At 68.1% G+C, this 11,752-nt stretch carries 10 protein-coding genes, 1 tRNA gene and 1 pseudogene; 7 read left to right on the forward strand and 5 right to left on the reverse strand.

Translation table 11 applies throughout. The features are described 5' to 3' along the window. A pseudogene (locus tag AC5P9W_RS18055) lies at positions 1-112 on the forward strand (IS110 family transposase); the annotation flags it as partial. A gap of 40 nt (positions 113-152) precedes the next feature. Here AC5P9W_RS18055 and AC5P9W_RS18060 read toward each other — a convergent pair. Further along, positions 153-1,985: a glycosyltransferase family 39 protein gene (locus tag AC5P9W_RS18060; RefSeq protein WP_206621784.1), complete on the reverse strand. Its 1,833-nt coding sequence runs from the start codon at positions 1,983-1,985 to the stop codon at positions 153-155. A 42-nt stretch (positions 1,986-2,027) separates the two neighbouring features. On the opposite strand from AC5P9W_RS18060, the gene AC5P9W_RS18065 reads away from it, so the two are divergent. The 4 genes from AC5P9W_RS18065 to AC5P9W_RS18080 are packed head-to-tail and all read left to right on the forward strand — an operon-like array spanning position 2,028 to position 6,394. Beyond that, positions 2,028-2,981, forward strand: a complete 954-nt coding sequence (locus AC5P9W_RS18065) for an AAA family ATPase (protein ID WP_021202627.1) — start codon at positions 2,028-2,030, stop codon at positions 2,979-2,981. Between the two features lie 23 nt (positions 2,982-3,004). Continuing rightward, positions 3,005-3,928: a DUF58 domain-containing protein gene (locus AC5P9W_RS18070; protein ID WP_206621801.1), complete on the forward strand. Its 924-nt coding sequence runs from the start codon at positions 3,005-3,007 to the stop codon at positions 3,926-3,928. After that, a complete protein-coding gene (locus AC5P9W_RS18075) occupies positions 3,921-5,870 on the forward strand; it encodes a transglutaminase TgpA family protein (protein ID WP_021202629.1) in 1,950 nt (649 codons plus the stop codon). The genes AC5P9W_RS18070 and AC5P9W_RS18075 overlap by 8 nt, the downstream gene beginning before the upstream one ends. Then, the gene (locus tag AC5P9W_RS18080; RefSeq protein ID WP_019659507.1) at positions 5,867-6,394 is read left to right on the forward strand and encodes a Slp family lipoprotein; all 528 of its coding nucleotides are present in this window, start codon (positions 5,867-5,869) and stop codon (positions 6,392-6,394) included. The genes AC5P9W_RS18075 and AC5P9W_RS18080 overlap by 4 nt, the downstream gene beginning before the upstream one ends. 76 nt (positions 6,395-6,470) lie before the next feature. Here AC5P9W_RS18080 and AC5P9W_RS18085 read toward each other — a convergent pair whose 3' ends face one another. The 4 genes from AC5P9W_RS18085 to dnaX form a co-directional block, all read right to left on the reverse strand. Then, a complete protein-coding gene (locus AC5P9W_RS18085; protein ID WP_005408300.1) occupies positions 6,471-6,830 on the reverse strand; it encodes a histidine triad nucleotide-binding protein in 360 nt (119 codons plus the stop codon). 67 nt (positions 6,831-6,897) lie between these two features. Next, positions 6,898-7,497, reverse strand: coding sequence for a recombination mediator RecR (gene recR, locus AC5P9W_RS18090; protein WP_058979448.1), 600 nt, complete (start codon positions 7,495-7,497; stop codon positions 6,898-6,900). A 111-nt stretch (positions 7,498-7,608) separates the two neighbouring features. After that, entirely contained in the window at positions 7,609-7,929 is a 321-nt protein-coding gene (locus AC5P9W_RS18095; RefSeq protein ID WP_019659509.1) for a YbaB/EbfC family nucleoid-associated protein, read from the reverse strand. A 6-nt stretch (positions 7,930-7,935) separates the two neighbouring features. Then, positions 7,936-9,984, reverse strand: a complete 2,049-nt coding sequence (gene dnaX, locus AC5P9W_RS18100; RefSeq protein WP_111104490.1) for a DNA polymerase III subunit gamma/tau — start codon at positions 9,982-9,984, stop codon at positions 7,936-7,938. Positions 9,985-10,127: 143 nt separating this feature from the next. Between dnaX and AC5P9W_RS18105 the strand changes: the two genes are divergently transcribed. Beyond that, positions 10,128-10,220, forward strand: a tRNA-Ser gene (locus tag AC5P9W_RS18105). Positions 10,221-11,279: 1,059 nt separating this feature from the next. Then, positions 11,280-11,723 (forward strand): GNAT family N-acetyltransferase, encoded by a 444-nt coding sequence (locus tag AC5P9W_RS18110; RefSeq protein WP_058979454.1) that lies wholly within the window; start codon positions 11,280-11,282, stop codon positions 11,721-11,723. Positions 11,724-11,752: the final 29 nt, after the last annotated feature.

Below are 11,752 nucleotides of genomic sequence, written 5' to 3' on the forward strand. Positions count from 1 at the left end.
CAACATCCTGGCCAGAAAGCTGGCCAGGATCGCTTGGGGCGTCTTCAAGAGCGGCCGGGACTTTGACCCGGCCATGCTGAAAGTGGGTCAAGCCTGCTTCCAGCAGGCTTGACCACGAACATAGGATCTCGGCTCTACAGGACCAGAGGACCTCAACGAACGAACGGCTGCTCCTGCCACGCCTCCACGCTGCCATCGCGGCCATGCAGGCGCAGCCCGAGCCAGTGCTTGCCCGGAGCCAGCGTGGTGGTATCCAACGATGCGTCGAAGCCCACCGCCGGATGCTGCGGATCGGTACTGTCCGGCCAGGTGTGGCGCACGTCGAACACACGCCCGTAGCGGGCATCACCGATGGAGCGGCCATCGACCAGCACTTCAACCCGCGCCAGGCCGACGCCATCCTTGAACGCCCAGCCCTTGATCGCGAGCGTGCCGGACACCTTCTCGCCGTTGGACGGCGCATCCAGCCACGCCATCGCCGGCGTCACGCACGGCCCTTGCGCGCGCTGCACCGGCAGGCGGAACAACAGGAAGCGCTGGAATCCGTGATCACTGCTGACCACGCGTGGCGCAGGCAGCGGGCCCACCTGATCGCAGATGGCGTGATAGCGCGCCAGCAGTTCGCGATAGCGCTGGTCGCTGGGTGACAGCACCAGCAGCATCGGCGCCGTGCGCTCGCCCTCATGCAGCAGGCCCCACTGTGCCAGCTGTGCGGTGCGGCCATGCTTGTCATTGAGCGGATGCGGCAGCACCTCGATGTTGCCATTGCCCAGCTGGAAACCCAGTTCAGCGCCGACCTTGAAGTTGCCGGCCAGCACGCGTGTCCCTTGCGGCATCTGCCGCAACTCCTCGCGCACCGCTACCGCCAGGGGTTGCCAGCCGGCGAAATTGCGCGGGTAGTACTTGCTGCCGGCCATCTGCTCGCGCAGTGCCGGCGTGGAGGCCATCAGGTAGTAGCCGAAGGCCAGCACCATGCCCGCACCGGCCAACCACCAGCCGGTGCGGCGCAGCCAGCGCGGCCAGCCGTTGAGCACCACCGGCACCGCCACCAGCAGTGCGAGGTAACCCGGCAGCGGCCAGTGGAAACTGATCCGCTCGACGTCAGTAAAGAAGCCGAGCACGAAAATGCCCAGCGTGGATACGCCGCCCACCAGGCCGAAATAGCGCCACTGCACGCGCGCGCCGCCACCGCTCCGGGTTCCTGCCAGCGCTACCTTCCACATCGCCATGCACAGGATCGGCGTCACCAGCATCGGCTGGATCACCAGGAACCACAGCCCGCCCCATTCGAAGGCCCAGGGATGACGCTCGACCACCTGGAATTTCAGCCCGGCATCGTGGTTGTCCGCATTCCACGCCAGCAGTGGCAGCCACGCCAGCACGCCCACCGCCAACGCGACCCATACGCGCGGATCGGCCAGCATGCGCCGCCCCTGCGGCAATGCCAGCAGCGCAATGAAACCCACGCCAATGACACCGATGAAGCGGTAATGGCTGAGCGCACCGATCAACAGGCCCAGCGCCAGCTTCACCGCCGAGGAGGCATCCACGTTGTGCAGCAGGCGCGCGCCGGCATGCAGGCAGATCACCGCCGCCAGTGCCATCGGCACGTCCGGCACCGCCAGCAGGCCCAGCGTCGCCGACAACGGCATCAACAGCGTGAGGCTGCCCGCCTGCCAACCGGCCACGTTGCCGAACCAGCGCGTGGCCGTGCGCACCACCAGCAGCGGCAGCAGCGCACCGATGGCCAGGAATGGCAGGCGCAACGCGAGCACGTGATGGCCACCGATCTCAACGCCCAGCCGGGCCAGCCACGCGGTCAGCCCGGGCAGGTCCGAATAGGCTGCGGCCAGATGCTGGCCTTCCTGCCAATAGAACGCTTCGTCGACGAACAGCGGCAGGCGCGCGGCAACGATCAGCTTGGCCGCTGTGACCAGCGTCCATAACCAGAGAAATATCGTCCGTGCGCGCTGTTCGCCTTGCATTGCTCTATGGATAATCGAGTGGATTCCAGATCTGAGACGATCATGCCAGCCTCGTCCCCCAATCCCAGCATGCTAACCGATCAATTGCGTCAGGCCCTGCGGGAGGCACAGGATCAGGTCAACGCACTGGTGCTGGGCAAGGTGCCGGAAGTCAGGCTGGCCTTCGTCGCATTGCTGTCCGGCGGCCACCTGCTGATCGAAGACCTGCCCGGCCTGGGCAAGACCACGCTGGCGCATGCGCTGGCCAGCAGCCTGGGCCTCAGTTTCCAGCGCGTGCAGTTCACCTCAGATCTGTTGCCGGCCGATGTGCTGGGCGTGTCGGTGTATGAAGCCGGCAGCCGCCAGTTCCAGTTCCACCCAGGCCCGGTATTCACCCACGTACTGCTGGCCGACGAGATCAATCGCGCCCCCCCGCGCACGCAGAGCGCGTTGCTGGAAGCGATGGCCGAGCAGCAGGTCACCCTGGACGGGCAGACGCACCCGCTGCCGGACCCTTTCTTCGTCATCGCCACACAGAACCCGGTGGACCTGTCAGGCACCTTCCCGCTGCCGGATTCACAGCTGGATCGCTTCCTGCTGCGGCTGGCGATGGGCTATCCCAGCGCCCAGGCCGAGCGCGAGCTGCTGCGTGGCAGCGACCGCCGCGACCTGATCGCGCGGGCCGTGCCGAAGCTGGATGACACCCAGGTGCGCACGTTGCGCGACGCGGTGAACCAGGTGCATGCCAGCGACGCGCTGATCGACTATGTGCAGGCCCTGCTGACCCGCAGCCGCCAGCACGCAGGCGTGCGCGTCGGCCTGTCGCCGCGTGCCGGCCTGGCGCTGCTGCGTGCAGCCAGAGCACATGCACTGCTGCTGGGTCGCGGGCATGTGGTGCCCGAGGACGTGCAGACGCTGTTCGTCGCCGTGGCCGGCCACCGGTTGGTGGCGGAAGCCGAATCCAGTTCGGGGCCGGCATTGGCACGCGCGATCCTGCAGACCGTCGCGGTGGATTGAACGTGGCCACACGCTGGGCACGCATGCAGCTGCTGGCTCGGCCGCGCAGGCCCGAAGCCTTGCCGAAGCGACTGGATCGCCATCGCATCTATGTGCTGCCCACCCGCTTCGGCCTGTTCGTTGCAATCCTGCTGGCAGCCATGCTGCTGGGCGCGCTGAACTACAACAACAATCCCGCCCTGCTGCTGGCCCTGCTGCTGGCGGCAGCGGCAGTCGCCAGTGCCATTGCCGCGCATCTCCAGTTGTCCGGCGTACAGATCGACGCGATCTCCGCCGAGCCGGTACCGGCCGGGCAACCCTTGCGCCTGCGCGTGGACCTCTCTCTGCGGGATCCGCGTGCGCGGCACGGCCTTCATCTCCAGCTGGGCGACAGCCAGGCCTGGACCTCGCTGCCTGCACACGGCCGTGGTGAAGTGGAACTGGAGGTTCCCAGCGAACGCCGGGGCTGGCTGGAGCTTCCACGTATCCGCCTGTCCACGACCCAGCCCCTGGGCCTGGTGCGGGCGTGGTCGTGGGTGTGGCCGGAACAGCCGCTGCTGGTCTACCCACTGGGCGAAGCCCTGGCGCCTGCACTGCCGGAGAGCGGCAGCGATCCGCTGCATACCCGTGCCCACGCCAGCGGCGAGGAACTGCATCAGCTGCGCCCCTACCGGGCGGGCGATGCGCCGCGCAGCATTTCCTGGAAGCACTCGGCACGCCGCGACAGCCTGCTGGTGCGCGAGTACGAAAAACCGGTCGGCATCGAAGTAGTCCTCGACTGGCGCGCATTGGCGCCGCTGGGCCAAGAAGCACGCATCGCTCGATTGGCGCGCTGGGTGGATGTAGCCGAGCGCGAGGGCCGCCGCTACACCCTGTTGCTGCCTGCACACCCGCCGTTCGGGCCCGGACTGGGCGCCAGCCACCACCACCTGTGCCTGCGCGCGCTGGCGCTGATGCCGCATGACTGAGACCCCGGAGCTGCTCGACCGCAACGCCCGCAACTGGACCCTGGCCAGCGCGGCGCTGGCTCTGTTGCCGCTGCTGCTGCAGCTGCCGCCACTGCTGGCGGGCGTGATCGCGCTGGCGGCGATTTTCACCGCCGCCCTGTCGCGGCGGACAGTGCTGCCGATGCCGGTGCGCCTGCTGCTGGTGCTGGCCATGCTCGGCGCCATCGTCTGGCAGATGGGCATGGTGCGCCCAGGACGCGACACCGGTTGCGCGCTGCTGGCCGCGATGCTGGCGATCAAGTCCAGCGAGCTGCGCAGCCTGCGTGATGCCCGCAGTCTGCTCGGCTTTGCGCTGTTCTCGCCCTTTGCAGCATTCCTGCTCGACCAGGGGCCGCTGACAACAGCACTGGCCGCGCTGGCCGGGGTCAGCGCACTGCTCGCCCTGCAACGCCTGGCCCAGGATGAAGGCCATGCTGGCCGCCTGCCGTTGCGCGGGCAGCTGCGTGGCGTCGGCCGCCTGCTGGCGATCGGCCTGCCGCTGGCATTGGCCTGCTTCTGGCTGTTCCCGCGCCTTGCCACGCCACTGTGGGGCGTTCCCGAGCGCGCCGTGGGTACACCGGGGCTGTCCGACAGCATGGAACCCGGCCAGTGGCTGGACCTGATGGCCGACGACACCCCGGCGTTGCGCGTGCAGTTCTTCGGTGCCCCACCCGAGCCGGCGCAGCGCTACTGGCGCGGCCCTGTACTGACCGCCTTCGATGGACGGCGCTGGACACGCGAGCCTGCGAGCGCGCGGCGACCTGCTGCGGTGGTTGAAGCCGGTACACAGGGCTGGGATTACCAGATCGACTACGAGCCGACTGACCGCCGCCAGCTTGTGGCGCTGGACCTGCCCAGCGGTGCGCCTGCGGGCAGCATGCTGGATGCGGACATGAGCCTGCGCAGCGAACGCCCGCTGGCCTCGCTCAGCCGCTGGCGATTGCATTCGGCCCCTCCACGGCAGTTCGACAGCACGCTGTCGCCCCTTCTGCGCCGCGCGACGCTGCAGCTGCCGGCCGGCTTCAACCCGCGCACCGCCACCCTGGCCCAGCAATGGCGACAGGACGCCGGCGGTGATGACGAGGCCATCGTGCGCCGCGCGCTGCAGTGGATCACCACGGATTTCTCGTACACGCTGGATACCCCGGCGGCGGGGCGCGACCCGATCGACGAGTTCCTGTTCGGCTACAAGGCCGGCTTCTGTGAACACTTCAGCTCGGCTTTCGTGGTGCTGATGCGCAACGCGGGTGTACCCGCGCGGGTGGTGACCGGTTTCGCCGGCGGCACCCGCAACCGCATCGGCGACTACTGGGTGGTGCGGCGGATGGATGCCCACGCCTGGGCCGAGGTGTGGCTGCCGCAGCGCGGCTGGGTACGGGTAGACCCGACGGCGGCCGTGGCACCGGAACGCATCCTGGACACGCTGGACGACCGCCTGCAGGCCGGCACGGACACACCACTGCGACAGCGGTGGCTGCAGCTGGGCCAGATGGGGGATTGGCTGCGCCGCGGCTGGAACGATCTGGTGCTGTCCTTCGATGCGCGCCGCCAGCAGCAACTGCTCAAGCCTTTCGGGCTGGACGATCTGGGTCCCGGGCAGCTGGTCGCCGGCTTCGTCGTGGCCGCCCTGCTGGCACTGGCGTGGATGGCCTGGCTGCTGGCCCGCGGCGAGCGCGAACGCGACCCGCTGCTGCGCGCCTGGCATCGCCTCGGGCGACGCTACGCCCGCCTCGGCCTGGCCCGAGAACCGCACGAAACCGCACAGCACTGGGCACAGCGGGTTCACCGGCAGCGACCCGACCCCACCCTGCTCGCGCTCAGCCAGCGTTTCGCCGACGCGCGCTACGCTGGAACTTGCAACGACCTCGCCTCATTATTGCGGGACCTGCGCAGGCATCGCCCGACTTCCGGAGCCTCCCCATGAACACCAAGTTCCTCCTCACCGCTGTGGCCACGCTGGCCCTGTCGGCCTGCGCCACGGCCCCGAAGCCGCTGCAGGGACAGTTCAGCCTGGTCTCTCCTCGCGACTCGGTCGCTACCCAGCAGGTCGGCACGCCGGTCCGTTGGGGCGGTCGCATCATCGAAACCAAGCCTGGCCAGGGCGAGACCTGCTTCCAGATCATCTCGCGCCCGCTCAATGGCAGTGGCCGCCCGAACACCACCTCGTCCGATGCCAGCGACGGCCGCTTCATCGCCTGCCGTGCCGGCTTCTACGACCCGGCGGTGTTCGAGGCCGGTCGTGACGTCACCTTCATCGGCAAGATCGACGGCTACCAGAACACCCGCATCGGCGAGTACGACTATCGCCTGCCGAAGCTGGCGGCCGATGTCATCTACCTGTGGCCGGAACAGCGCCAGGTCGATGTGGTGCCCTACCCCTATGGCCCGTGGGGTCCGGGTCCGTGGGGCCCTTACTGGGGCGGCTATGGCCGCTGGGGCTGGTGGTGATCGCCACCGCACAGGCATGACGGAAAGGCCGCCCTCGGGCGGCCTTTTTCATCCACGCATGGCGTGGACGGGGGCTTCAACGCCCAGGCGCACCGAAATGCCCCAGCGGTGCCCCCGCCAGCAGATGCATATGGATATGGAACACGGTCTGCCCGGCATGCTCACGGCAGTTCATCACGATGCGGTAGCCGTCCTGCGCGAAGCCCTCGCGGCGCGCGTACTCGGCAGCGGCCAGGGCCAGTTTGCCGATCAGGTGCGCCTGCGAGGGCTGCAGGTCATCCAGGGTCGGAATGATCTCGTTCTTCGGGATGAACAGCACATGCACCGGCGCCTGCGGTGCGATGTCCTTGAAGCCCAGCACCTCGTCATCCTCGTAGACGATGGTGGCCGGGATCTCACGACGGATGATCTTGCTGAAAAGGGTTTCGTTGCTCATGGTCGGCCTCGGCGGAGATGTCTCCCGCATTGTAGGCCGCCCACGCCCGGCCACGTCCGGCCGTTGCTCAATCGCGGAATTCGCTGCGCGTACCGAACGCGTGCGACAGCGTGCCACGATCAACGTATTCGAGCTCGCCGCCCAGCGGCAGGCCCTGCGCCAGGCGGCTGGGCTGTACCTTGCGTGCGCGCGCCAGCTGCGCCAGGTAATGCGCGGTGGCCTCGCCCTCGACAGTGGCGCTGGTGGCGATGATCAGCTCCTGCACCTCGCCTTCGGCCAGCCGTCGCTCCAGCTGCTCCAGGCCCAGTTCGCGCGGGCCGACGCCATCGAGCGGCGACAGTCGCCCCTGCAGCACGAAGTAGACACCGCGGAAGCCGGTGGCGTTTTCGATGGCCAGGCGGTCGGCCGGCGATTCGACTACGCACAGCTGGCTGCGCTCGCGGCTGCCGTTGGCACAGGTCGGGCACAGCTCGGTTTCGCTGAAATCGCGGCACTGCGCACAGTGGCCGATGCGCTCCACCGCCAGCGCCAAGGTCTGGGCCAGGCGCTGGCCACCTTCGCGCTCACGCTCTAGCAGGTGGTAGGCCATGCGCTGCGCCGTTTTCTGGCCCACGCCAGGCAGCACCCGCAGCGCGTCGATCAATTGTTCAAGCAGGGGTGCGGACACGGCGGTGTGCTTTGATGGCGTCGAGCAAGCTCGACAGCTACGTGTAGAGTCGAGCCATGCTCGACTGAGGGTTGCAGCGGGCGCCTGCAGCAGCAGGCGCCCCGCCAAGAATCAGAACGGCAGCTTCATGCCCGGCGGCAACTGCATGCCAGCGGTGGCCGAACCCATCTTCGACTTCGACTCGGCATCGATCTTGTTCGAAGCATCGTTGAAGGCGGCGGCGATCAGGTCTTCCAGCATCTCCGGGTCGCTGGTCAGCGACGGGTCGATGCGCACCTTGCGGCATTCCTTGGCGCCGGTCAGGGTCACGCTGACCATGCCGCCACCGGCACTGCCGGTCACTTCGATCCTTGCGATTTCTTCCTGGGCCTTCTGCAGGTTCTCCTGCATCTTCTGGGCCTGCTGCATCAGTTGGGCGATGTTGCCGCGCATAGTCTCTTACTCGTCAAAAGAACGGATGGAATCGGAAACAACCCGGGCACCGTGCTGTTGGATCAGCACCTGCACCTCCGGATCGTCCATGAAAACAGCCTCTGCCACCTGCTGCCGCTCACTACGCTGGCGGTCGGCACGCTGATGCAGGGTCTCGGCCGGAACGTGCTCGATCTCCACGGTCTCGACCACGATCTTCGGGGCCTGGCCAAGGGCTTTCTCCAGCATCTCGCCCAAGGCGGCCAGCGCACGCTCAGAGCGCAGGTACTCAAATCCGGGCGAAAGGCCCAGTTTCAAGGTCCCGTGCTCGCAACTGATAAAGGCAGCGTTGGCCGCCAGCTGCCGCGACGGGCCGCTGAGGCCGCTGTTGGCCACCAGATCCAGCCAGTCCTCGGCCGTGGCCAGGTCGCTGACACCCTCCAGCGGCGCGGTCCCCTGCACTGGCGCGGGCTCGGCCGGCGCGATGGCAATGCCTTCAGTGCGGAACGGGCGCTCGGGCGGTGCAGGCTCGCTGGGAGCCACGACGGGAGCCGGCGGCTCATGCCAGGGCGCGACCATGGCGGCGTCTGGCCCCGCCATCTCGGCCGCCAGCGCCTCGTCACGCGCCTCGGTTTCGTCGGTGGCCCACGGCGGCAGGTCGTCGCCCGCTTCCGCTTCAGCAGCCGGTGGAGCGGCCTCGGCCTTCATCGGCGGCGGCTGCACAGGCTCTTCCACCGGAACCGGCTCGGGCTCCGGCGTCGGGTCCGGCTCGGGTTGCGGGGCCGGCTCGGGTTCGGGTTCAGGTTCGCGCGGCGCGGCCTGCACCGGAGCGGCCACCTGCGCCACCACGGCCGGGCTTGCCGAAGCGGCGGCAGTCGCCGGCATCGCTTCGTGGGTACCCGCACCGGTGCCACCACCGGCCGCATTGCCACCCGGCGCATTGCCTGCACCATCCACCGACTTCGGTACCGGCGGGACTGCTACGGCCGGGCGGAATGCCAGCATCCGCAGCACGGCCATTTCGAAACCTGCGCGCGGGCTCGGCGCCAACGGCAGGTCGCGGCGGCCATTCAGGGCCATCTGGTACCAGAGCTGCACCACTTCCGGGCGCAGGCGCTCGGCGAATGCGACGGCGTCCAGGCCTTCGGCAGCGGCCGCACCCGGTACCAGCTGCTGCACCTGGATGCGGTGCAGGCCTTCGGCCAGCGCTTCCAGCACGCCACTCCAGTCCGGTGAGAATTCGGCCAGCGCGGCCACCACCTGCAGCAGGCGCGGGCCATCGCCCTCGGCCAGCGCATCGAGCATCGCCGCCACCTGGGTGCGATCGACCGTGCCCAGCATGGTGCGCACCACGTCCTCGCGCAGCGCGCCGCCGGCATAGGCGATCGCCTGGTCCAGCAGCGACAGGCCGTCGCGCAGGCTGCCGTCAGCGGCCTTGGCCAGCTGTACGATGGCACTGCCGTCTGCCTCGATCTCTTCTGCCGCCAGGATGCGCGTCATCTGGCCCTGGATCTGATCCTCGTCCAGGCGCTTGAGGTTGAACTGCAGGCAGCGGCTGAGCACGGTGACCGGCAGCTTCTGCGGGTCGGTGGTGGCCAGCAGGAACTTCACGTGCTCCGGCGGTTCTTCCAGCGTCTTCAGCAGCGCATTGAACGCCGCCTTGGACAGCATGTGCACTTCGTCGATCAGGTAGACCTTGTACTTGCCGCGCGACGGCATGTACTGCGCGTTCTCGATCACCTCGCGCACGTCATCCACGCCGGTGTTGGACGCGGCATCGATTTCCAGCAGGTCGATGTAGCGGCCGGCGTCGATGTCCAGGCAGGCCGCGCACTGGCCGCACGGGTCGGCGCTGGTGCCCTGCTCGCAGTTCAGCGACTTGGCGAAGATGCGCGCGATGGTGGTCTTGCCCACGCCGCGGGTACCGGTGAACAGGAACGCGTGGTGGACACGGCCGCTGTCCAACGCGTTGCTGAGCGCACGGACCACGTGTTCCTGGCCCACCAGCTCGGCAAAACGCTTCGGACGCCACTTGCGGGCAAGGACGAGGTAGGACATCAGGCCACCGTTTTCCATCGGATGTTCCATTGTGCCATGCCTGTCCAGCCCCCTCGCCAACAATGCGCCCGGATGCGTCCGTGATCTGGGCGCTTGTGTCCGGCCGCGCCGCCCGCTAGAATCTGCGCCCCTGCTGAGGCGTTTGCCGGTGGCAGGGATCCGGAGAGGTGTCCGAGTGGTTGAAGGAGCACGCCTGGAAAGTGTGTAAGCGTCTAAACCGCGCTTCGGGGGTTCGAATCCCCCTCTCTCCGCCAGACAAACGCAAAAGGGCCGCCCACAGGGTGGCCCTTTTGCGTTTGTCTGGCGGATGGGATGGGTGGTGAGAAGCCCCGCCGGGGTTCGACGGTTCTGCAGGAGCAGAACCGGACAGCCGCAGGCTGGTCCCGGGGCGCAACGCGCATCGGGATCGGGTGCAGGGATGCACCCGACAATCCCCCTCTCTCCGCCAGATAAATGAAGAAGCCGCCCAGTGGGCGGCTTTTTTGTTTGGCTGGCGGGAATCGTCGCAGGTACTACCGGACTGAACAGGGCCTGCCGCCGTGGCCGGTCCAACGGCCCGCCCGCCGACGGCGCGCGATCGGCCGCGAGTCATCTGCGCCGGAGCAGTCCCCACGCAGGCGCCGACGAACGCCAGCCCCAGCAGCACCCACACGACCGTCATTCCCCACAACGCACCGAACGTATCCAGCACCGGCTCCAGCCGCAGTCGCGCCGGGTCGTACAGCACGCGTACCGGCTGCCCAGGCTCATAGCCGAAAATCATGCCGCCCTGCGGGTACGAGATGCGTTGGCCGGTCGCGGTGGTGAACGCGACCTGCGGATGCGATCCGCCGGCGTTCAGGCGCTCGACCTGGCCATCAACGGCCTGCGCGACCTCCAGGAACTCAAGACGATGCGTCACCTCGAGGGCGGCCACGGCAAGGCTCAACAGGCCCACCGCGCCAAACAGCAGACCGCGCATGAGCTGGGCAGTCCGGGAAAGAGAAGGGTCGGGCGTCACTGGGCAGCTCCGTTGCAGGCAGGAAGACGAATGGGGCCGGCGGATCCTGCCGCGCGGTCAGTCCCATGTGTCGAAAGCATAGCCCGGAAGCCGCCGCGCCCCGCTGCGCGCCATCGCGGCCGCATGCGCCTCGCCATTGCCCGCGAACGACGCACCCGCCTGGTACAGGCGCCTGCGTCCCGAGCACGGTCATTCGAGTGGGGAGAAGTCACCTGGAAAAGGATCGGCATCGCTCCATGTACCCTGGAACGCTTCGCCCCCTCCCAACGTCTGGACGGTTGAAATGCAGCCGGGCAACTCCATGGCATTTCCCATGAACCTCCGCCTCTACCGCCCCGCCGACGCCAGCGCCTGCCTGTCGATGTTCGACAGCAACGTGCCCACCTATTTCGCGCCCGAAGAGCGCAGCGACTTTGAACGCTTCCTGCGCGAGCAGGCCATGGACTGTGCATTCCAGGTGATCGAGCGCGATGGCAGCATCGTGGCCTGTGGCGGCCTGTCGCGACGCGGCGACGGCAGTGCCGGCTTCTGCTGGGGCATGGTGCAGCGCGCGCTGCACCGGCAGGGACTGGGCCGCGAACTGGCGCTGGCACGCCTGCGCCAGGCCGAAGCGGATCCGTCGATCAAGCGCATCACGCTCAGTACCAGCCAGCACACCCAGGGCTTCTATGCCGGGCTGGGCTTCCAGGTGACGCGGATCGTGTCCAATGGCCACGGCGCCGGGATCGACGCCGTGGAGATGGAGCGGAGGGTCTAGCCCTCCGCCCCGCCCCGGATCCACGCAAG

This window comes from Stenotrophomonas sp. YJH_SMC_33 (assembly GCF_059372295.1).